Origin of the sequence: Nonomuraea sp. B5E05 (genome assembly GCF_039880665.1) — a bacterium.
GTDB lineage: Bacteria > Actinomycetota > Actinomycetes > Streptosporangiales > Streptosporangiaceae > Nonomuraea.
Map to the genome: position 1 here is coordinate 586928 of NZ_JBDPMJ010000001.1, position 21245 is coordinate 608172.

Annotated in this window: 17 protein-coding genes; 12 read left to right on the forward strand and 5 right to left on the reverse strand. The window is 73.7% G+C overall.

Annotated elements, in window-relative coordinates; all coding sequences use genetic code 11:
• Positions 1–2: 2 nt before the first annotated feature.
• Positions 3–2024 carry a hypothetical protein gene (locus ABGB01_RS02720; protein ID WP_347769874.1) on the reverse strand — a complete coding sequence of 674 codons (2022 nt, stop codon included), beginning with the start codon at positions 2022–2024 and terminating at the stop codon, positions 3–5.
• A gap of 216 nt (positions 2025–2240) precedes the next feature.
• Here ABGB01_RS02720 and ABGB01_RS02725 point away from each other — a divergent pair, with 216 nt between their 5' ends.
• From ABGB01_RS02725 to ABGB01_RS02740, 4 genes are all read left to right on the forward strand, one after another.
• Positions 2241–2642 carry a YbaB/EbfC family nucleoid-associated protein gene (locus tag ABGB01_RS02725; RefSeq protein ID WP_347769876.1) on the forward strand — a complete coding sequence of 134 codons (402 nt, stop codon included), beginning with the start codon at positions 2241–2243 and terminating at the stop codon, positions 2640–2642.
• 106 nt (positions 2643–2748) lie between these two features.
• Positions 2749–4914 carry a hypothetical protein gene (locus ABGB01_RS02730; protein WP_347769878.1) on the forward strand — a complete coding sequence of 722 codons (2166 nt, stop codon included), beginning with the start codon at positions 2749–2751 and terminating at the stop codon, positions 4912–4914.
• Positions 4911–6035 carry a DUF58 domain-containing protein gene (locus ABGB01_RS02735; RefSeq protein WP_347769880.1) on the forward strand — a complete coding sequence of 375 codons (1125 nt, stop codon included), beginning with the start codon at positions 4911–4913 and terminating at the stop codon, positions 6033–6035. Before ABGB01_RS02730 ends, ABGB01_RS02735 begins: the two co-directional genes overlap by 4 nt.
• A complete protein-coding gene (locus ABGB01_RS02740) occupies positions 6023–8236 on the forward strand; it encodes a transglutaminaseTgpA domain-containing protein (RefSeq protein ID WP_347769882.1) in 2214 nt (737 codons plus the stop codon). Before ABGB01_RS02735 ends, ABGB01_RS02740 begins: the two co-directional genes overlap by 13 nt.
• A 28-nt stretch (positions 8237–8264) precedes the next feature.
• Here the strand turns inward: ABGB01_RS02740 and ABGB01_RS02745 are convergent, their stop codons facing one another.
• Genes ABGB01_RS02745 through ABGB01_RS02755 form a run of 3 tightly spaced genes read right to left on the reverse strand, consistent with a single transcriptional unit; the run spans position 8265 to position 11895 of the window.
• Positions 8265–10031 (reverse strand): protein kinase, encoded by a 1767-nt coding sequence (locus ABGB01_RS02745; RefSeq protein ID WP_347769884.1) that lies wholly within the window; start codon positions 10029–10031, stop codon positions 8265–8267.
• Positions 10028–11254 carry a hypothetical protein gene (locus ABGB01_RS02750; protein WP_347769886.1) on the reverse strand — a complete coding sequence of 409 codons (1227 nt, stop codon included), beginning with the start codon at positions 11252–11254 and terminating at the stop codon, positions 10028–10030. Before ABGB01_RS02750 ends, ABGB01_RS02745 begins: the two co-directional genes overlap by 4 nt.
• Positions 11255–11277: 23 nt before the next feature.
• Positions 11278–11895 (reverse strand): hypothetical protein, encoded by a 618-nt coding sequence (locus tag ABGB01_RS02755; RefSeq protein ID WP_347769888.1) that lies wholly within the window; start codon positions 11893–11895, stop codon positions 11278–11280.
• A gap of 126 nt (positions 11896–12021) precedes the next feature.
• Here ABGB01_RS02755 and mycP point away from each other — a divergent pair, with 126 nt between their 5' ends.
• From mycP to ABGB01_RS02795, 8 genes are read left to right on the forward strand one after another with little or no spacing between them, the layout of a single operon-like run.
• Positions 12022–13254, forward strand: a complete 1233-nt coding sequence (mycP, locus tag ABGB01_RS02760; protein ID WP_347769890.1) for a type VII secretion-associated serine protease mycosin — start codon at positions 12022–12024, stop codon at positions 13252–13254.
• A 54-nt stretch (positions 13255–13308) separates the two neighbouring features.
• Entirely contained in the window at positions 13309–13632 is a 324-nt protein-coding gene (locus tag ABGB01_RS02765) for a WXG100 family type VII secretion target (RefSeq protein ID WP_347641977.1), read from the forward strand.
• Positions 13633–13648: 16 nt separating this feature from the next.
• Positions 13649–13948 (forward strand): WXG100 family type VII secretion target, encoded by a 300-nt coding sequence (locus ABGB01_RS02770; protein WP_347769892.1) that lies wholly within the window; start codon positions 13649–13651, stop codon positions 13946–13948.
• A 6-nt stretch (positions 13949–13954) separates the two neighbouring features.
• Positions 13955–14290, forward strand: coding sequence for a hypothetical protein (locus tag ABGB01_RS02775; RefSeq protein WP_347769894.1), 336 nt, complete (start codon positions 13955–13957; stop codon positions 14288–14290).
• A gap of 10 nt (positions 14291–14300) precedes the next feature.
• The gene (locus ABGB01_RS02780) at positions 14301–15551 is read left to right on the forward strand and encodes a hypothetical protein (RefSeq protein ID WP_347769896.1); all 1251 of its coding nucleotides are present in this window, start codon (positions 14301–14303) and stop codon (positions 15549–15551) included.
• A 4-nt stretch (positions 15552–15555) separates the two neighbouring features.
• Complete coding sequence (locus tag ABGB01_RS02785; protein ID WP_347769898.1) at positions 15556–15915, forward strand: hypothetical protein; 360 nt, start codon at positions 15556–15558, stop codon at positions 15913–15915.
• Positions 15916–15927: 12 nt separating this feature from the next.
• Complete coding sequence (locus tag ABGB01_RS02790) at positions 15928–16707, forward strand: hypothetical protein (RefSeq protein ID WP_347769900.1); 780 nt, start codon at positions 15928–15930, stop codon at positions 16705–16707.
• Between the two features lie 25 nt (positions 16708–16732).
• Positions 16733–17161 (forward strand): YbaB/EbfC family nucleoid-associated protein, encoded by a 429-nt coding sequence (locus ABGB01_RS02795; protein WP_347769902.1) that lies wholly within the window; start codon positions 16733–16735, stop codon positions 17159–17161.
• Positions 17162–17192: 31 nt separating this feature from the next.
• Here ABGB01_RS02795 and eccCa read toward each other — a convergent pair whose 3' ends face one another.
• Positions 17193–21206, reverse strand: coding sequence for a type VII secretion protein EccCa (gene eccCa / locus ABGB01_RS02800; RefSeq protein ID WP_347769904.1), 4014 nt, complete (start codon positions 21204–21206; stop codon positions 17193–17195).
• Positions 21207–21245 lie beyond the last annotated feature (39 nt).

A 21245-nucleotide genomic window follows, 5' to 3' on the forward strand; every position in this document is an offset into this window, starting at 1 on the left:
TCCTACGGTTGGGAAGGCCTCTCGCCGGCGGGGATCTCGGGGATGTCCAGCCGCCATCCGGGTTCGATGTGGTCAGGGGTGATGCCGTCGATGTCGTCGTTCGCCTCGTAGACGGTCCGCGCGTGCCGCGGGTCGCCGTACTCGTCCACGGCGATGTGTCCCAGCGTGTCGCCGGGCGCCACGACGCGCTCCCCGCCGCCCAGCGCGGGCGGCGTCTCGGGGACGGCCTGCTCCGGCGGCGGGGCGGGGGCCCTGGACGTCCAGTCGTCGTGCTCGGGGACGGACAGTGCCGGCGTGTCGACCTGGCCGCGCGGCACCAGGCTGTAGGAGATCGTCCCGGGCAGGAGGCCCAGCAGGCGGCCCTTCACGAACGGCGAGCCGTCGAGGAAGGCGCTGACCGGCTTGGAACTGAAGTTCACCAGCCCCTGCGCGGGCGCCTGCATGGCCTTGGGCCAGGTGCTGATCTTGTTCAGCGCCGACTGGGGGTTCCACAGCTGGAACTCCCGCACCCTGGCCGACACGCTGGTCTTCGGCGCCCAGACGGTCGTGGAGTCGCCCGCGCCCCTCCCCACCACCGGCACGTACCCGTGCTTGGCCGGGTCCATCCAGGAGAAGAGGTGGCGCGGGGTGAAGCGCGCGTTCATCGGCGTCAGCGGCTTCGACGGGTCCGCCGCCGACAGCTTGAGATCCCACTTTTCCGCCTTGTGGAAGGCGTGGTGCCGCAGGCCGGTCTTGTCGCGCAGGAGACGTGCGTAGCCGCCGCCGAAGATCGCACTGACGGCTCCGACGGTCAGGCCGTCCTTCAGCGCCGCCCCCAGCGGCTTGCCGTCGTACAGCAGGCTGAGGCCGGTGCTGGCGCCCCCGTTGAGCGCCCCTTCGAGCCCGACGGCGAACGCCATCGGATGGTTCTGCGCCAGCCGCGCCACGGGGGCGAGGCCCTTCACGAAGCCGACCCCTCCGCCGAGGACCGACAGCCCCGCCAGGGTGCCGGCCATCTTGACGTTCACCCCCCACGGGTCCTCTTGCCCCCTGAGGGTGTTCGCCAGGCCGGAGTTGACGTAGTTGGTGCCCGCCACGAGCGCGGAGTTCTTCACGTACGCCGACAGCGCCGCGCGCCCGGCTTCACCGGCGCCCAGGAGCCTCGTGCCCGAGCGGAACGCCAGTTTCTCGGCGACGCGGACGAGCATGGCGCCGAGCTTGGCGTGGCGGCCGGACAGCAGGAGTGCCACCCTTCCGAGGGCCTGCCGCGCCGCCAGCCGGTTGATGGCCCTCGCGCCCAGGCTCAGCGCCGCGCCGGCCCCGACGGCCACGCCGAGACTGGCCAGGAGCAGGGTGACGTACTTCTTGGTCTCCTGGGTGGCCTTGATCGCGTTGTCGACGATCGCGGCCGCCTCGTCGCTCCGCGCGGCCAGGGCCGCGAGGCTCGGCGTCTCCGCGTCCCCGTCCGGCGGGTTCACGCGGGTGCGCCAGGTCTCGCGGAAGGCGTCGGCGGCGTCGCCGCGCCAGTCGGCCCGCTGGAGGCGCGCCTCGATCGCGGAGATGTGCGTGTCGTGGACGCTTCTGAGGTTTTCCGCGGTGGCAAGGCAGCTCTCGCGCATCTGGGCGAGCCGCTCCTCGTACGCGCCGCCCATCCCGAGCATGTCCAGCGTGGCGTTCCAGATGATCGACACCGTGCCGGGCGACTGCGGCTCGGCGGCCCGGGCCACCGGCGGCGCCCCGGATCGCCCGCTGCCGGCCGCGTCGTAGGAGACCGCGCCCGCCCGCAGCCCCTCCCCGAGCTGCCGCATGATCGTCTCGCGCTGCCACAGGGCCGACGACAGGCCGTTGAAGAACGCCTCGTAGCCCTTCGCGAACTCGGCGGCGCCTTCCTCGATGAGGTCGTACGTGTCCACGTCAGGGGCGGCGCCGGCCTGGAAGTCGCGGAGAATCCCGGACAGCGCGGCGGCCGTGTCGGCGCACGCCTTTCCCGCCCTGCCGAGCTCGTCGAGACCGCCGGGGCCGATGGACACGAACCCTTGACTCACATGAACACCTTCCCCTGGGAGGACATGGGACGCGCGGCGTCCTGACATCTGGAGCAGGTGTGCGCACGCCGCTCGGGTGAGGCGTTTTTCCTGCCGGCCACTCGGGGGAAATGTGCCATTGATGTGTATGTAAACGCAACGACTTCTTGCACCCTTCAACTTTTTCCGAAGTGGAGTCCGCCCGCCGTACTCTCCCCGCAGAGACCGGGAGGTACGTTGAACGACTTCGACCCCGAGGACCTGGAACGCATCACCGCGCGGGCGGAGGAGATGCTGGCCCGCGTCGAGGAGCTGAGGAGCGAGATCGACGTGGCGGTCGGCCACGGAGCGGCGGCGGACGGGCAGGTGCGCGTGACGGTCGCAGCCTCGGGCCGCCTGACGGAGGTCGAGCTGGCGCCGCGCGCCATGCGCATGGACAGCAGGCGGCTGGCCGAGGCGATGTTGCGGGCCGCGCAGGAGGCCCAGGACGACGTGGCGCGGAAGGTGGAGGCGGTCATGGCGGGCACGCTCGGCGGCGACCTGCCCGACGAGCACTTCAGCGATCTGCTGGAGTCGTACGAGGCGTCGATGGAGGAGCAACTCCGCGCGCTGGAGGAGCGGCAGCGCGACGCGCGCTGAGCGACATTTCCAGGTTGTTTGAAGGGACGGAGCACGGCGCGGGTCCGCCCCTAGTGTGTCCGCGGACACGTATGTGCGGAATCTCGCGGGATGTGAACAAGTGGCCATGAGGTGGCGTAGCGCGGCAGGGCGGCGCGCGGCGGGAGTCGTCGCGTCCGCACTCGTCGCCGTGCTGGTGGGTGCCGGCCTGTTCCTGGGCACGGGAGTGTCGAGCGCCCGGCCCGAGCTCTCCGACGTGGGGGCCTGGCTGGCCAGCGCGCTCAACGGCGAGGTCGTGCACGCCAACGGCCTGTCCGGGCAGGTGGACGGCCGGGTCGACCTCGCCTCCGCCGAGGGCGACGCGCTCAAGGTGGTGCAGGACGGCGACAACGTGCTCGTCGTCGACGAGACCACGGGCAAGGTCAGCCGCATCGACTCCACCCAGCTGGAGGTGGCCCAGACCGGCAAGCTGAGCGCCGCAGGGACGGAGGTCGTGATGGCCGCCGGCAAGGCGTACGCCGTCGACCCGCGCGGCGGCACCGTGCAGCAGCTCGACCCGCTCACCGTTGCCACGATCGGCACCCCGATCAGCCTCAAGCCGCCGCTCGGGCAGGCCGGCATCGACAGGAACGGCACGCTCTGGGTGCCCGTCCCCGAGGAGGGCACGCTCGTCCAGGTCAACGGCGCCCAGAAGGGCAAGGCCGTGACGGTCGGCGAGCCGGGCGACCCGCTCACGCTGACGATCGCGAACGGCGTGCCGCTGGTCACCAACTCCGCCGCCGCCTCCGCCATGGTGATCGGCTCCACCGGCACCCGGCTCCAGGTGAGCCTGCCCAGCACCGTCACCGACGCGGGCACCGGAGGCCTGCTGGTGCCCGCCGTGGCCGAGAGCGACATCGTGCCCGTCCTCGCGCCCGCGCAGGGTGCGCTCGTCCTGGTGAACACCTCGAGCGGCGCCCTCACGACCGTCGCGGTGAAGGGCGGCAAGCTCGGCCCGCCACAGGCGCTCGGCCGGCGGATCTACATCCCGGACGAGAGCACGGGCCGGCTCATCGTGTACGACACCGTGGCCAAGAAGTTCGAGCCCGAGAAGGTCGTCACGGGCAAGGCCGGGCCGCTGGAGGTGTTCGTCAAGGACGGGCTGCTCTGGGTGAACGACCAGTTCAGCGAGACCGCCCTGGTCATCGAGAAGGACGGCAGCGGCCGCCGGGTCGGCAAGTACGACGAGGCGCTCGGCCAGAAGGACACGCCCACGCCGCTGCCGATCCCCACCTACACGCCCACGGCGGCACAGCCGACCAGACGGGCAGAGCAGCCCACGGGCACGCCGACGTCCGTCCCGACCAGGACGGGGACCGCGCAGGCGACCGTGACCGTCACCGCCACCCCGACCCCGACCTCCACGCCGACCCCCACCGAAACCACCGCGACGCCCACCCCGACCCCGACTCCCACGCCGACCCCGACGCGCACCCCCGACCCTCCGAGGTCGGTCACGGCCGACTCGGGGCCCGGCTGGATGGAGGTCGTCTTCACGCCCTCCGGCCAGGGCGAGGTCACCGGCTACACGCTGAAGGGGGCGCCTCCCGGCGCGGACGTCACCCCGGCGAAGGCCAGGCCGGACGGCCCGTTCCAGTTCCGCATCACCGGCGGCCGGTGCGACCAGGAGTACACGTTCAGGGTCGCCGCCGAGTACGACGGCGGCGAGGTGGTGTCCGAGCCGTCGATCCCCGTACGCCCCTGCGTCGCGCCCGGCAGGCCGGCCGGCTTCACCGCCAAGGGCAAGAACCACGGCGCCGACCTGACCTGGTCGGCGCCGGAGAACGCCAAGGGCGGCGGCGTCACGTACACGCTGGAAGGCCCCGGCGACCACCCGGCCGACCCCGGCGGCACCGGTGCCGAGGTCACCGGGCTCAAGAACGGCCAGTCCTACACATGGACGTTGCGGGCGAAGAACGAAGCGGGCGAGAGCCAGGAACGCGCGGAGGCGACCGCCGACCTGCGGCCTCCGCCCGCCCAGTTCCGCAACGCCAACAACGACCACAGGAACACGCTCATCCGGCCGGGACCGGGCCCCGGCGGCGAGGCGGGGCGCATCCCCAAGGGCGAGTACATCACCATGACCGTCATCTGCCAGCAGCGAGGCGCCTCCTACACCGACACCGACACGGGGATGAGCAGCAACGTCTGGAACAAGGTCGAGTCCAGCAGGGGCAGCGGCTGGCTGAACGACGTGCTGATGGACACCCCGAAGGGGGGCTTCCCCGCCGCCCCGCTCTGGGAGTGCGAGTGATCACCAGGGCGGGCTGGGGCCTGGCCGCCGCGTCGGCGCTGGTCTACGCGGTGGGGGCGCCGTTCGGGTACCCCCAGGCGGCGGTGCTGGCGGTGGCCGGGATCACCGCCGTAGGCGCGGGCGCGCTGTGGACGCTCAGGGGCGCGGGCCTCGACGTGCGGCGCGAGGTGACCCCGGCGAAGGTGACGCGCGGCGAGCCCGCCGTGGCGATCCTCCACGTACGCAACACCGGCCGGTGGCGGCACGCGGGGCTGGTGGCCCGCGACACCTGCCGGGGCACGACGGTCGCCGTGGAGGTGCCCGCGCTGGCCCGCGACACGGCGCGGACGGTGTCGTACCGGCTGCCCACCCGGCGGCGCGGCGAGACCCCCGTCGGGCCCCTGCGCCTGGACCGCACCGACCCGTTCGGCCTGGCCCGCCGCTCCGTCGCGTACGGGCGCCCCGACCTGCTGCTCGTCCGGCCGCGTACGGTGCCGCTCCGGCCGCCGCACTCGGGGCGGCGGCGCCACCTGGACGGCCTGGCCTCCCGATCGGCGCCGAACGGCACGGTCGGCTTCAACGGGCTGCGCGACTACGTGGTCGGCGACGACCTGCGCCACGTGCACTGGCGCTCCACGGCCCGCACCGGCGTGCTCATGGTCAAGGAACTGACCGACGTCACCCTGCCCAGCACCGTCACCGTCCTGGACACCCGGCACTCCGCGTACGAGGGGGACGACGAGTTCGAGCTGGCCGTCGACATCGCGGCGTCGGTGGCGTGCGCGGTGACCCGCGACCGTTTCCCCGTGCGGCTGCTCACGGGGGCGGGCGAACTGCTGCACGCCAAGGGTTCCCCCGGGGAGGCGGAGGAGGTGCTCGACCGGCTCGCGCTGGTGGAGCGCGAGCCGCGGGCCGAGCCGCCCGTGCAGGCCCTGCGCCGCGCCGGCTCCGGCGGGGCGCTGGTGCTGGTCAGCGGCACGTACGCGGCGCTGGCCGACGCGGCGGCGGTGCGGCGGCGCTTCGACCAGGTGCTGTTCGTCCGCGTCGGGGATCCGCGCGACGGCGGGCCGCCGGCCGCGGCGGGGGTGACCGTGCTCGAAGCCGGCGACCTCGACGAACTGGCGACCGCATGGCCACGCTGACCACCCCGCCACGGACGTCCTCCGCCCCCGGCGCGGCACCGGACCCGGGGGCGGCGGCCCCCGGGTCGCCCGCGCGCAGGGCGGGGTCGGCGGTCGTCGTGGCGCTGCTCGTCGCGACGGCCGGGCTGGCGTTCGACGGGGTGTTCCCGCCGGCCGCGCTGCTCCCCGTCGTCGCCCTGGCCGCCGTGGCGCCGTGCATGGTGTCGCTGCTGCTGTCCGGGCGGTTGCCCCTCTGGGGCACGATCCCGGTGCACGTGCTGGCCTGGCTGGTGGCCGTGTCGGCGACGCTCTACAGGGCGGAGGCGTGGCTCGGCGTCGTGCCCAGCCCGGCCGGCGCGCGGGCCGCGCTGCTCGGCGTGCGCGACGCGACCGGCTGGCTGCTGACCACCATCCTCCCCGCCGCCCCGGACAGCCCGGCGATCGTGCTGGTCAGCTTCCTGGTGTGGGCGGGCACGGCGGCAGGGTGCGAGCTCGCGCTGCGGTCCAGGGCCGTCCTGCTGCCCGCCGTGGCCGCGCTGCCCGTGCTCGCCGTCGCCGTCGTGCTCGGCGTCGCGGGGACGGGCTCCGTGGTGCCGTACGCGGCCGTGTTCGCCGGGGTCGCGCTGCTGCTCGCGCTGGTCAGGGCAGGCCGGCCGGCGTGGACCTGCGCGGTGGGCGTGCTGCTGGTGGCCTGCCTGGTGCCGGCCGCCGTCGTGACGGCGCCCGTCCTGCCCATGGCGGACCGCCCGTACGACGTGCGCCGGCTCGTCGAACAACCCCCGCCGCGCCCGATCTCCGGCGTGAGCGCCCTCGACCAGGTGTCGGCGTGGCTGCAGCACCCCCAGCGCGAGCTGTTCACCGTCAGCACCGGCTCCGACGTCAACCTGCGGCTGGCCGTCCTCGACACGTTCGACGGCGTCACCTGGGCGTCGAACGCCGGGTTCGTCCCCACGGGCGGGCGCGTGCCCGGCCAGGACGGCGCCCGCGACACCGTCCGCCAGCGGCTCACCCTGCAGAAGTTGCCCGGCCCGTGGTTGCCCGCGGCCGACCGGCCCCTGCTCGCCAGAGGGTCCGGCATCGTGGTCGACCCGGCCACCGGCATGCTGGCCAGCGCGCACGCGGGGCAGGGCATGACGTACGAGGTGACGTCCGGGGTCCGCCGCTACGTCTCCGGCGAGTTGCGGGACGTGACCCCGCTCGCCGACCCCGCCCTGGTCAGCCTGCCGGACGGCCCCGGCGGAAGCACGCCGCCGCAGCGCGCCCGGTTCGCCGAGATCGCCCGCCGCGCCACGGCCGGGGCGCGCGGCCCGGCCCAGCAGGCCGCGCGGCTGGCGACCTACCTGCGCGAGCACGCCGAGAACGACGTCACCGCGCCGCCCGGGCACGGTTACCGGGCCATCGAGTTCTTCCTGACCGAGTCGCGCAGGGGGACGACCGAGCAGTTCGCCGCGTCGTTCGCGCTGCTGGCCCGTTCGATCGGCCTGCCCAGCAGGATCGTCGTCGGCTTCCGCCCCGGCAGTGCCGCCGAGGGCGGCGTGCGGCAGGTGCGCGGCGGGGACGTGCTCGCCTGGGCCGAGGTCGGGTTCGAGGGGATCGGATGGGTGCCGTTCTACCCGACGCCCTCGCGTACGCGCTCGGGCGGGGGCGGCGACGTGGCGGAGGGCACGCCGAAGCAGGCCAAGGAGATCGAGCAGGCGATCAACAGCGACTCCTCGGAACCCGAGCCGACCCCGACAGCGGCTGGACGGCCCACTCCGGCACCGACCCCGGAGCCCGCGGAGCGTGAAACCCCGGCCGGGCCGCTCGTCTGGGTGGCGGTGGCGGCAGGCGTGGCCCTGACGTACCTGCCGGCCGTCGCCGTCGTGCCGCCCGTGCGGCGGATGCGCCGCCGCCGCGGCTCCTCACCCGCAGACCGGGTGGCGGGCGCGTGGCGGGAGACCGTGTTCCGGCTGCGCGGAGCCGGGCTCCCGCCCTCGGGCGCGTTGACGGCGCACGAGGTGGCCGTACGGGCCGAAGCCGTGCTGGGGGAGCCGGCGCGGGAGCCGCTGACGGCGCTCGCCGACCTGGCGAACCTCGCGACGTTCGGCGACGCGCCCGTGGACGAAGCCGACGCCGACCTGGCCTGGCGGCACGTCGCGGAGATCGACCGGCTGGTCCGGCAGCGGGCCGGGCTGCCGCGTCGGCTCGCCCGCCGCCTGTCACCTCGATCCCTGCTCGGCTGAGGGTGTCAGCGGGGGCGGTGGAGAGCCGTCAGGAGGGAGGCAGGGTGGCCGGGGGGAGCACGATGGGAGGCCGGGTCTCGTCGTCATGCCCGCGCGGGTCCGCCTCCGTGGCTCCGCGGATGCACAGCGCCGGCGACCAGGCGACGGACGAGGGCTGGCCGAGCGCGACCACGGCGCCGACCTTGAAGCAGTAGCCGGTGGCCGGGTCCAGGCCGCCGACGGTGTACGTGCCGGCGTCGCCGGTCGCCGACATCAGTCGATCGCCCGGGGCCTGCTGCACGACCGTGGGATAGCCGCTCTTGCGCACCGCCTTCCAGGCCAGCGTCACCGTGGTGCCGTTGTCGGCGACCACCTTGAGGCTCTTCGGACGGTACCTGGCGACGTCCCGCGGGTCGGTGACCGGCCGGTCGGCGGGCGGCGACGTCGCGGGGCCGGACGATGGCCGCGTGCGCGACTCGTCCGGTTGCGAGTTCTGGTCCGGCTGGGAGGTCTGCGGGACGGCCGGCGGTTGCCGGTCGGCCCGAGGCGGGGTGGCGGGGTCCGGGTCGCCGGGGGCGGTGGCTGCCACGGGCTGCCGCTGCCGCACCTCGGTGCCGGAGCCGCCGCTCATGGCCAGGGCCACGCTGCCCACGCCCACGAGCACGGCCAGCGCCGACGCGCCCGCCACGAACAGCGGAACCCTCCTGCCGGAGGGTTGCTCCTGCGCGGGCGCCTCCTCAGGAGCGACGTCGGGAGGCGGCGGCAGGAAGGGCTGAGGTCCGGCGGGCGGCCTCACCTGCGAGCGCTCGGGGTCCACCGTCCAGACCAGCTCGCGGGGGGCCGACCGCTCGAACCTCTCCGGGTCCTCCTCCCCGTCCGGCGCCCCGGCGTACGGCCGGTCGGCGGGCGGGCGGGGGAGCGGCCGGTCCGGCCCCGGAGCGGGCAGGCCCTCGCCGAGCGGCGCCCGCACACCCCCGGCGGGCGCGCGACCCGGGGCGGACGCGGGCGCTCGTCCCGCGCCGCCGAGGGTGAAGGCGGCCAGGTCGGTGGCGGCCGGGCGGGCGGCGGGGTCCTTGGACATCGCCTTGGCCAGGAGGTCCGCCAGCTCGTCCGGCACGCCGGCGGGGAGCGGCGCAGGGCTCTCCGTCAGCACCCCGAGCGTGAACTTGGCCGTGCTCGCCGGCCCGTCCAGCGGGAACGCGGGCCGCCCCGCGAGCAGCTCGTACACCATCGACCCGAGCGCGTACACGTCGGACGCGGGCGCCGGCGCGCGGCCCTCGAGCTCCTCCGGCGCCGCGTGCACCGAGGGCACGGTCCCGTCGGGCAGCTCCACGATGGACATGAGCGCGGACATGGCGAACCCGGTGAGCGCCACCCCGCCGGCCGTGACGATGACGTTCTCCTGCTTGACGCGCCCGTGCACGCCGCCCACCGCGTGGGTGGCGGCGAGCGCGCCCGCCACCGCCCGCAGCAGCCCCGCCGCCTGGGCGGGCGGCATCGGCAGGCTCCGTCCGGGCCGCTCGGCCAGCGTGAGACCCTCGTGCACCGGCGTCACGAGGTACGGCCGCCCGTCCCCGGTCGCCCCGACCTCCAGCACCGGGATGACGCCCGCGTGGGCGGCCAGCGCCTCGGGGAAACCGAACCCGCGGACGATCCGCTTGAGCGCCCGCTTGTCCACCCGATGGCAGGCGAGCGTCTTGACCAGCACGCCGGCCCCGGCCGCCGCGGACCGCGCCAGGTGCACGGCCCAGGGGCCGTCCTGGCCGGCCCGCTCCAGCAGCCGGTAGCCGCGGACGCGCTCAGTGATCATCGTCATGTGATCAGGGACGGTCCGCCCATGTCATCGGTCTCGAAGGCCTCGTCCTCCACCAGCGGGAACGTGGCGCGCTCCCGGTCCCGCCCCTGCCCGCCCTGCCCGGCGCCGCCCATCATGGGCGGGATCATGCCCATCGGCATGCCGGCCGCCCCGGCCCGCCCGCCGACCGGGGGCGTCGCCGTCGTGCTCCCGAGCTGCGTGGCGGGGGCGCTGCCGGAGGGCGCGCTCGGCCCGGTGGCGGGGACGTTCCCGAGATTCTGCGGTGAGGTCGGCGGCACGGCGGACAGGTCCGTCGGGGAGGGGGTCTGGGGCAGGTCCGGCGACTTGACCTCGGGGGTCTTCAGGTCCGGCGTCTTGAGGTCGGGGTTCTGGGCGGCGTCCTGCAGTGACGGGTCCTTGAGCGACGGGTCCTTGAGCGACGGGTCCTGCAGGGACGGGTCCTGCAGCGACGGGTCCTTGAGCGAAGGATCCTGCTGCGAAGGATCCTGCAGGGACGGGTCCCGCAGTGACGGGTCCCGCAGGGAGGGGTCGTCGAGGCCGGGGACGTCCGGGCCGCCCAGCCCGGGCGTGCCGCCGAAACCGGGCGACTCGTACGGCGAGCCCAGGTACGGGTCGCCGGTCGGCCCCAGGCCGGGCTGCGCGACGAACGGGCCGTACTCGCCGCTCATGCCGGTCTGCGGCGCCCTGGACCGCTGCTCGACGTAGTCGCCCATGGCGTTGTACGCCTCGCCCATGAACCGGTTGAGCTGCCGCAGGTGGTGCCGGGCGAGGGCGTGGCCGTTGGTGTCGCTGCCGAAGAAGTCGCCGACCGAGTCGTCGAGCCCGACGCCGCCCGTCCTCGGCACGTTGTTGTGGAACCAGGGGAGCACCTCCTCGCCGTACCAGCGCAGGGGCTCGCCGACGGACCGGGCGGCGAAGGCGATGCGCGCGAGGTCCTTCTGCAGTTCGCCGATGGTCTTGAAGACCTGCTCAAGGGTCTCGCCGCCGAGCGTCTCCGCGATGGACCCGGCCTGTTTGTGCAGCAGTTCCACGGAGTGCTCGCACATGTCGGCGATCTCCTTGTACTGCCGGCCCGCCTCGGCGACCCGGTCCGGCTTGGTGCTCTGGATGAGCGCGGAGACACCGTCGCTGCTCTCGGCGTCGCCGTCGCCGCCGACGGGCATCGTGTCCTCGATCTGCGGCGCCCTGGTGTCCTTGAGCGGTTCGACCCAGTACTCAGTCATCGTCCCCTCGTCGCTGCGCGGGATCAGGCGCCGGTGGCGGCCTGGTCGGCGTTCTTGGCGGTCTTGACGGTCTCGTCGAGCGCCTGCAGCACGGCGGCGTACACCGAGTACACGCGCTCGACGGCCGCACCCAGCGTGGACTGCGCCATGTCGGTGGTCGCCTTGAAGTCGGTGGCGGCCTGCCAGGCTCCGAGGTCGCGCTCGCTGAGCGCGGCGAGGGTGAGGCGCACCTTGAGGCTCTGCCCGCCCGTCTCGCCCTGCAGGCGTTCGAAGTCTTGCCGGAGCTGTTCCACCGGGGAGGTCGGCGGCGTCTTCCCGGAGGCGGGGTCCTCGTAGGCGCCGATCTTGATGAACAGCTCGTCCTTCGCGGTGCCCGGGTCGATGCGGTTGCGGGCGAGCAGGTCGGCGTACTCCTGCTGGGCCGCAGGGGCGGGCGGCTCGGCGGGATAGTCGCCGTTGCGGTGGAAGTGGATGTGGTCGGCGTACGCCTCCTCGACGTTGCCGGGGTCTTCGGTCCACTCCGTGGTGAGCCCGGTCTTCGGAGAGGTGTAGCTGTGCACGCCACGCTGCTCGGCCGACAGGCCCAGGCCCGCCCTGGGGTCGCCGTGCGCGTCGCCGCCCTCGGCCTGAGGTGTCCCCACTGTTCACTCTCCACGTCGACGAACCTGCCGACACCTGCCTATCTCGGGCCTGACCTGACAAGGCCTTATTTCAAGATATTTGTAAGAGAGTGACCACAAAACGGAAATATCGCCAGACTCCGTACTGTGCCATTTCCCTGGACCGGCGCCACGGCCATCGGCCTGGCACTCGCCCTCAGCCCCACCCCCTCACCCACCCCCTCACCCACTCCCGCGACCACTCCCGTGGTGCGCTGCGAACCCGAGCCCGGGGTGGCGGAGGTCACCGGCGAGCCATGGCCGCAACAGCGGCTGCGGTTCCAGCGGGTGTGGCGGCTCACCAGGGGCGAAGGAGTGACGGTGGCCGTGGTCGACAGCGGCGTGGACGCCACGCACCCGCAGCTGTCCGGCGTGGTGATCCGGGAGGAGGACCTCACCGGCACCGACAGGCGCGACTGCGTCGGCCACGGCACGGCGGTCGCCGGGATCATCGCCGGTCGTGACCTCACCTCGCGCGGCGTGCCCGTGATGGGCGTCGCGCCCGACGCGAGAATCCTGTCGATCAAACAGACGGAGGGGCGCTCCGGCGACGTGGCGAGGCTGGCCAGGGGCATCCGGCGGGCCGCGGACCTCGGCGCCGACGTGATCAACGTGTCCGTGCAGGCCCAGGACCACCCGGACCTGAAGGCGGCCGTGACGTACGCGCAGGACAAGGACGCGGTGATCGTGGCGGCCGCGGGAAACGTCAAGCAGGACGACGGCGCCGTCGCGGCGGCGTACCCGGCGGAGTATCCCGGCGTGATCGCGGTCGGCTCGGCCTCGCCCGACGGCGCGAAGTCGGAGTTCTCCAACGGCGTGACCCGCATCTCGGTCACCGCTCCGGGAGCCGGGATCACCAGCGCCTGGACCGGCGGCGGCTACCGTACGGAGCTGGACGGCACCAGCTTCGCCGCCCCGTTCGTCTCCGGCGTGGTCGCGCTGGTCAGAGCCAGGCACCCCGACCTCGACCACTGGCAGATCAAGCGCAGGCTGGAGCGCACGGCCGAGGGCGGAGGGGCGGCGGGCACCGGAGCCGGCCTGATCAACCCGCTGCTGGCGGTCACCTCGGTGACGCCGCCCACCGAGGAAAGGGCCGCCGCGCCGCCGATCGTGCTGGCCAGGGCGCCGGTGCCGGACGCCCGCAAGCAGGCCATCGCCATCGGGATCGCCGCGAGTGCGCTCGGCGCCACCACGCTGGTGGTCTTCCTGGCGTTGACGCTGCCCAGGGCCCGTCGCCGGGGCTGGCGCGCGGGGAACGCGCGGGGAACGCGCGGGGAGCACAGTGACACTTACAGGAAAGTTGAAAGGGTAGCCCGCCTCGTTCGCCCCCGCTTACGTTGATCGGAAAGTACGGGAACCCGGTCGACTTCCGGGCCACGAGACCGAGAGGTGCACGTGCCAGAGCCCACACGTTATGAGGCGGGCAGCCAGCACAGCGCCGCAGAACGCGCGCTGATCGCCCACCAGAACATCATGCAGATCCACAACCGGCTCACCCAGATCCCGGCGACGCTCGGCGGCGCGTGGCAGGGCCAGTCGGCGACCGTTTTCACCCAGGTGCTCAACGAGTGGAACCCGCAGTTCAAGAGGGTCATCGACGCGCTGCACACGATCGCGGAGAACCTCAAGGGCTCGGGCATCCAGTACGACGAGGCGAACACCAACGCGAGCGACGTCGCAGCCCGGCTCAAGGCCGCGCTGAGCGCCGGCCAAGTCTGACGAACGGAGAATTATCATGACCGGTGGCGGAGAGATCATCCTCGCGAACTTCGACGAGATGGATGAGATCGCGGCGGAGCTGGGCCGGGCCTACACGAACCTGACCGGCGAGCTGGCCGACCTGGAAAGCGACCTGAAAATGCTGGAGACCTGGGACGGCGCCGCCAAGGACGTCTACCTGGCGGCCAAGAGCGAGTGGAACAGCGCGGTGGTGTCCATGGGCGACACCATGCAGCGTTTCAGTCCCGCGCTGCAGGACGCGACGCAGATCATGCGGGACGCCGAGCACGCCAACATGCGCCGCTGGGGCACCTGAGCCACGGTGGACGAGCCGCTCATCGACCCGGCCACCGCGGGCGACACCGTGAGGTGCAAGCCTGAGGTGCTCCTCGACGTGGCCGGCAAGCTGACCAGGGAGCTGCTGCCCCGGCTGGAGGCGGCCAGGTACCAGGTGCCCGACCTGTCCCCGGCGGCGCCGGGCGAATGGGACATCGCCCAGGGGTACGCCGGCACGGTGGTCCGGACCAGGGTGGCCACCTGCGACTCACTCGACTTCGTGCTGGAGCAGGTCCAGCGGGTCATCGACGACCTGGCGGCGAGCGCCGGCACCGTGCTGGAGGCCGATCAGCGGGCCGGCGCGGCGCCGGGCAAGGAATAGAGGAAACGCGGTGCCGGAACCGAAGCCGATCAAGAACGGCTGCCTCCAGGGCGGGAACGCCCACGGGTACGGTGGGCGCGAGGAGATCCGGCGGATGGTCATGGGGACCAGGCCGGAGGAGTTCGGGCCCGTCGCGGACGCCTACAGGGCGGCGTCCGAGCTGCTCACCACCACCATCACGACGCTGGGAGACAGCGCGGCCCGCCTGGTGGCCGACGGCAACTGGGGCGGGGAGTCGGCCAGGGCCATGCTCGCCCGGATGAACCGGCTCCAGACGTACCTGCAGGCGCTGCGGGACGGCGTCGACGGCGTGCCGCCCTCGCTCGATCTGGTGAGCCGCGAGCTCGTCTCGGCCAAGGAACGCTTCGACCAGGCCACGGAGCAGCGCACGTACTGGGTGGAGGCCAGCGGCATGGGGGCGGGACAGTCGATGCCGGCCAACGATCCCGACGCCGACGCGCGGGAGTTCATGACGAAGCTGAACGGCGCCTACCATCAGGCGCACGCGGCCCTGCCGGAGCGGCTGCCCTGGGACGCCGAGCTGGCTTCGCCGGCGCCGTACCTGCCGCCTTCCCAGCAGGTGGCAACGCTGTTGCGGAGCGGTGACCACGGATTCCCGCCGTACGACGGCGCGGGGCGGGCCGCCACCGACCTGGCCGCGACGCCGGGCTCCGAGCCCGCCCCCGCCGGCAACCCCGCCGGCGGGACGGTGGCGGGCAACCCGGGCGGCGGGCGGGTGGCGGGCAACCCGGGCGGCGGGACGGTTCCGGGGAACGTGGCCGCGCCGTACCCCGCTCCCACCACGACGGCGGCCGGGGCGGGTACCGCGCGGCCGGGTACGGCGACTCCGGCGGTCGCGCACCAGGACGGACGCCCGGCGGGACACCCGCCCGCGTTCGGCACGCCCCCGCCCGTCACGGCCTCCGTACCCGCTCTCAGGCGCGACGGCGGGCCGTCCCCTGTCACGGGCCACGATTCGTCCGCCACCAGGGACCCGGCGCGGACCAGGAGCGTCGCGGCCGAGACCGGCCCCTCCGTGCGGCCGGGCACCGTGCCGGTCGTGGGCGCCTCGCCGCCCGCGATCCGGGCACCCATGGCCGGAGGCGAGGCGGGCGTCACGGCGAGCGGCGGAGTGCCGTTCATGCCCATGGGCGGAGCGGTCCCGCAGGACGGGCGGGCGGGCCGCCGCTCGCTCGCGCCGAAGAGCGACGACGACTTCTTCCGGCCGGCGATCGACTGCGGCCCGCCGGTGGTGGGGTGAGATCATGACCCAGGATTCGGTCGCGGCCCAGGTGGAGTCGATCCGCGAGATGGGCCGGAGCATGGCCGCCGCGCCCATGCGGGATCTGGAGGAGATGAGCCGGGCCATCGGGCAGGTCGAGCTCACCTCCGGGGCGTACGGCGCCTTCGGGCTGTTCGGCGGGTCGCTCGGGCAGGCCCTGGACGACGTCAAGGCGGCCGCGCGCAGATATCTGTCGGCCAAGCGCGACGAGGTGGCCGACATCCACGACAAGGCGTACAGCACGGCCAACGGCTACATGGACGGCGACGCGAGCGCGGCGGGGCCGGCCGCGGACATGCCGGCCGACCCGCGAACCCAGTCCCAGACCGGCCTCCAGGCGTGAAAGCGAGGCTCCGTGCTTGAACAACCGTGGTCGGTCATCGAGGGCTCGGCCATGGCGACGACCGGCTCGATGCTCCTCGGCTGGAACCGTGCCCGCTACGCCACGCTGCTCCTGCCCCTGATGTACGGCGACACCGCCCAGCAGCAGGCGGCGGCCGACGGGTGGGAGAGGCTGGCCGCGGCACTGGAGCGGCACCCCGACCTGGTGGAATCCGCCACCCGCGGCGTCGAGTGGTCCGCCCCCAGCGCCGAGCTCTACAAGAACACCGTGCTGGCCTACTCCGACGACGCCGCGCAGAAGGTCGCCTCGCCGAGGGCGACGGCCGACACCCTGCGTGTCACCGCCAACGTGTACGACGCCCTCGGCAAGGCCGTCTTCGCCACCGGCGCGGGCATCCTCGCGGCGGGCGTGATGCACAAGGTCGCCGCGGTGAACCCGTTCACCAGGGTGGCCGCCGAGGTGGCCGCCACCGGGTTCGGCCGCAGGGCGGACCACCAGGCCGCGACGATCGCGGCCAGGGCGAGAACGTTCGCCGAGGGCGGCAAGGGCGTGCTCGGCAAGGTGGCGCAGAAGCTGGCGCAGATGTCGCCGGCCAAGCAGGCGCTGGTGGGCGGCACGGTCGCGCTGACCGCCGGGACGATGGGTCAGTCGGCGGTCGCGGGCCGGCTCAGCGACACCCAGCTGGAGAGCTTGCCGCAGGTGAACGCGGGTCTGACCGGGTCCGCGGAAACCGCGGGTGTGACCGGGTCCGCGGGGACCGCGGATCCGACCGGGCCCGCGGAGAGCGCGTGATGGCAGGGGAAAGGATGACCGGGTGATGGCGGCGTTCGACGAGGAGGCCATCGACCGGCTGGTGGCCGAGGCGCAGCGGCCCGCCGCCGAGATGGACGAGCTCTACCAGCAGGTGCTCGCCGTCAAGGGCGTCGCGCGCGACCAGGCCAAACTGGTGACGGTCGAGTGCTCCGCGCAGGGCGTCACGGGCCTCGACATCGACCCGCGCGCCATGCGGTGGGGCTCGCAGCGGCTCTCGGAGACGATCCTGACCCTGATCGCCGAGGCGCTGGCCGACATGCAGGCCAGATCGGCCGGGCTGCTCGGCGACGTCCTGGGGGAGGGCCCGCTCGACCTGGCCGCCGAGGCCAACCCCGCCGACCTGCGCATGCGGGAGGCGCAGGAAGCGTACGAGGCCGCCATGGACCAGGCGACGGCCGAGCTGGCCCGCATCCAGCGCGACCTCGACCGCTGAGCTCCAGAAGACCCGGGCCCCCCGGAACCCCTCAGCCCAGGTAGGCGGTCTGGATGAGCCTCTCGCCCGACCGCCGGTCCACGTAGAGGCCGCGTCCCACCGGGAGCTTGCGCGGCCGTACGTTGCCGAACAGCTGCCCCTCGTCCCTGGGCCCCGACAGCAGCACGGCCGGCGAGTTCATCTCCTTCAGCCGCCGCACGACCGGGTCGAGCATGCTGCGTCCCGCCCCGCCCATGGCCCGTGCCAGCACCACGTGCAGGCCGATGTCCCTGGCCTGGGGCAACAGATCGCCGAGCACGGTGAGCGGGTTGCTGGAGGTGGCCACGAGGTCGTAGTCGTCCACGATCACGTACAGGTCCTGCCCGGTCCACCAGCTGCGCGTCCGCAGCTGCTCAGAGGTGAGGTCCGGCGGCGGCAGGCGTGTCTGCAGCACCTCCTGCACGCCTTTCAGCAGGGTGGCGGCGGCGGTGCTGGAGGCGGCGTAGCCGATGCGGTGCTCGGTGTCGGTGGCGTCGAGGAGCGTGCGCCGGTAGTCGATGACGACGAACCGCGCCTGCATGGGGGTGTGCGTGCTCGCGATGCCGCCGGCGATCAGGCGCAGCAGGTTGGTCTTGCCGCTCTCGGTGTCGCCGAACACCACGAAGTGCGGGTCGGCGCCGAAGTCCAGCGACACCGGCGCCAGGGCGGCCTCGTCGATCCCGATCGGCACGCGGGCCCCGTCCTCGGCCGGGTCTCCGGTGCCGCGCGGGAGCGTGTGCGCGGGCAGCAGGGAGGGCAGCAGGCGTACGGGCGGGGCCGGGTGGTCGTGCCACGCGGCCGCCGCGGCCTCGACGAGGCCGCTCACGCCGTCGGACAGGTCGTCCACGGTGGAGCGGCCGTCGATGCGCGGCAGCGCGGCGAGGAAGTGCAGCGCCTCGCGGGTGAGCCCGCGCCCCGGAGCCCGCTCGGGCACGTTGGCGGCCGCCTTGCGGTCGATCTCGGAGTCGAACGTGTCGCCGAGCCGCAGCTCCAGCCGGGTGCCGAGCAGGTCACGGACGGAGGCGCGGAACTCCATCCACCGGTTGGCGGTGCCGGCGACGTGGATGCCGAAGCCGAGACCGCGGGTGACCAGGTCGGCGAGGTCGGGTTCGAGCTGCTCGTACTCCTGGCGCACGATCGCCCAGCCGTCCACCACGAGGAACACGTCGCCCCAGCCGTCACCCTCGTAGGCGCCCGAAGCGACCATCCGCCGGTAGGTGGCCATGGAGTCGATCCCGCGCTCCACGAACAGCTGCTCGCGGCGGTCGAGCAGCGTCCTCATCTCGGCCACTGTCCTGCGCACCGCGTCGGCGTCGAGCCGGGTGGCGACGCCGCCCACGTGCGGCAGCCCGGACAGCGCCGAGAGCGTGCCACCGCCGAAGTCCAGGCAGTAGAACTGCACCTCCTTGGGGGTGTGGGTGAGCGCGAGCGAGGTGATCAGCGTGCGCAGCAGCGTGCTCTTGCCGGTCTGCGGCGCGCCGACGACGGCGACGTTGCCCGCCGCCCCCGACAGATCCAGCCAGTACGGGTCCCGCCGCTGGTCGAACGGGCTGTCCACGATGCCGGCCACGGCGTGCAGCCGCCCGGGACGCTCCTGCCCGGTGCCCGCAGCGGTGAGCCCGTGCCCGGGGGTGGCCTGGATGGGCGGCAGCAGCCGGTCGAGCGAGGCGGGCTCCTTGAGCGGCGGCAGCCAGATCCGGTGCGCCGCGGGACCCTGGCCGGTCAGCCGCCCGACCACGATGTCCAGCAGGCTGTCCTGCTTGCCCTGCTTGCCCTGCTTGCCCTGCTTCTCCGCGTCGTCCTCGGGCGGGGGCGTCTCGGCCGCCGGCGGCATGGGCACCCGCTCGGGGCCGTACCAGACGATCTTCCCGCGGTGGCCGGAGCGCGCCGACACGGTCTGGCCGCGCGCCGCGTCCGCCCGGTGCGGCCCCGACACGTACGCGGCCTTGAACCGCGTCATGCCGGTGGTCTCGAACATGAGGTAGGCGTTGCCCGGCTCGGGCGGCAACGAGTACGCGTCCGCCACCCCGAGCACGGCCCGGCTCTCGGCCGCCGAGAAGGTGCGCAACCCGATCCGGTACGACAGGTGCGTGTCCAGCCCGCGCAACCGCCCCGCCTCCAGCCGCTGCGAGGCCAGCAGCAGGTGCACGCCCAGCGACCGGCCGAGCCGGCCGATCATCACGAACAGCTCGACGAACTCCGGTTTGGCCGTGAGCAGCTCGCTGAACTCGTCCAGCACGATGAACAACGTCGGCAGCGGCCGCAGGTCGGCGCCCTGCTCGCGGGCCTGCTCGTAGTCGCGCAGGGAGGCGTGGTTGCCGGCCGCGCGCAGTAGTTCCTGGCGGCGCACCATCTCGCCGTGGAGCGCGTCGTGCATGCGGTCGACGAGGGGCAGCTCGTCCTCCAGGTTGGTGATGACGGCCGAGACGTGCGGCAGCGCGTCGAGGCCGAGGAACGTGGCGCCGCCCTTGAAGTCGACGAGCACGAAGTTCAGCGTCTCGGACGAGTGCGTGATCGCCAGCGCCAGCACCAGCGTGCGCAGCAGCTCCGACTTGCCGGAACCGGTCGCGCCGACCACCAGCCCGTGCGGCCCCATGCCGCCCTGGGCGGCCTCCTTGATGTCGAGCTCGACCGGCCGCCCGTCGGCGCCGAGCCCGATCGGGACCCGCAGCCTGTTCCTGACCGGCCGGGGCTGCCAGGTGGACGCGGGCGACAACCGCCGCGCGTCGCCGATCCTGAGCAGGTCGGTGAGGGTCGTGTTCGTGGCGAACACGTCCTGCTGCTCCTCCTTGCCGCCGGAGCTGGACCGCATCGGCGCGAGCTGCCTGACCAGGGCGGCGAACGCGGGCCGCGCCATCCGGTCGGGCCGGCCGAGCCCCGACCTGAGCTCCTTGCCGAGCTCGTCCTCGACGACCCTGACCACCTCGTCGGGGCCGACCTCGAGGTGCAGGGTGAGCTGCGCGGGCGCCTGCGGGGCCGCCCCGCCGAGGTCGATGACGGTGACGCCCTCGATGACGTCCAGGGCGAGCTGGCTGCCCGCGGGCACCGTGCCGCCGTCCACCACCACGACGTGGTAGGGCAGCGCGTCCGGCGCGAGCCCCTTGCTGAACCGGGGCCGGTCCTTCAGCTCGAACCCCAGCAGGGCGTCCAGCTCGCCGAGGTCGCGCACGACCAGCCGTACCGGGCCGGCGCCGTCCTCCTCGGTCGGGTGCAGGGCGTGCGGCAGCCACTTGACCGGCTCCCACTCGGCGGCCCGTTCCCCTCCGGCGCACACCGAGATCCGCAGCTCGTCGGGCGAGTGCAACGCGGCGGCCTGCGCCAGCGCGGCGCGGACGAGGTCGCGCCCGGCATCCGGATCCCCGCTGATCGTGATCCTGGCGAACGAGTGCAGCGCCAGCGCGACGGGCAGCCCCGGCACGGTGGCGTGCGTGCGCACGAACCGGCGCAGCGCTCCCGCCGTCATCGGGTCGAGGTCCTCGATCGGCTTGGTCTCCGGCGGGATCATCGGCAGCGCCAGCCGCTGCGCCGAGGTGGCGATCCTGATCTGGGCGAAGTCGTCGTCGCGGGGCCGCCGCTCCCACAACCGGCTGGTCATCACCAGCGACCAGAGCGCCGCGGGGTCGGGGTGGTTCCAGGTCATGGCCCGGTGCTGCTGCGCGGCGGCGCCGCGGACCCGCTTCCTGACCTGCTCCAGGTAGCGGTAGTAGTCGCGGCGCTGGCCGTTGAGCTGGTTCTTGCGCTCACCGGCGTTGCGCATCATCTGGCCCACGGTCATGCCGATCATGGAGACCGCGAACAGGCCGCTGGACACCATCATGATCGGGTTGCCGGTGCCGCCGCCGGTGACCATCAGCGCCATCGCCCCGGCCCCCGCGATCATGGGCAGGTAGGTCAGCAGTTGCGTCAGCCCGCCGCCGGTGACGGTTTCGGGGATTTCCGGGGGCGACTCCAGCAGCACCTCGCCGCCAGGAGGCTCGGGCGGCGTGCGCCGCTCGGGTCTGCGAACCACGATCAGGCTGCCACTCATCAGGGCCCATAAAAGCCGCTGACAAAGCGTTATATGCGA

Excerpts from the sequence above, each read along its gene's own strand:
- ABGB01_RS02730 (WP_347769878.1), top strand. The coding sequence starts at position 2,749 with ATGAGGTGGCGTAGCGCGGCAGGGCGGCGCGCGGCGGGAGTCGTCGCG.
- ABGB01_RS02740 (WP_347769882.1), top strand. The coding sequence starts at position 6,023 with ATGGCCACGCTGACCACCCCGCCACGGACGTCCTCCGCCCCCGGCGCG.
- ABGB01_RS02745 (WP_347769884.1), bottom strand. The coding sequence starts at position 10,031 with ATGACGATGATCACTGAGCGCGTCCGCGGCTACCGGCTGCTGGAGCGG.
- ABGB01_RS02750 (WP_347769886.1), bottom strand. The coding sequence starts at position 11,254 with ATGACTGAGTACTGGGTCGAACCGCTCAAGGACACCAGGGCGCCGCAG.
- ABGB01_RS02770 (WP_347769892.1), top strand. The coding sequence starts at position 13,649 with ATGACCGGTGGCGGAGAGATCATCCTCGCGAACTTCGACGAGATGGAT.
- ABGB01_RS02785 (WP_347769898.1), top strand. The coding sequence starts at position 15,556 with ATGACCCAGGATTCGGTCGCGGCCCAGGTGGAGTCGATCCGCGAGATG.
- ABGB01_RS02795 (WP_347769902.1), top strand. The coding sequence starts at position 16,733 with ATGGCGGCGTTCGACGAGGAGGCCATCGACCGGCTGGTGGCCGAGGCG.
- eccCa (WP_347769904.1), bottom strand. The coding sequence starts at position 21,206 with ATGAGTGGCAGCCTGATCGTGGTTCGCAGACCCGAGCGGCGCACGCCG.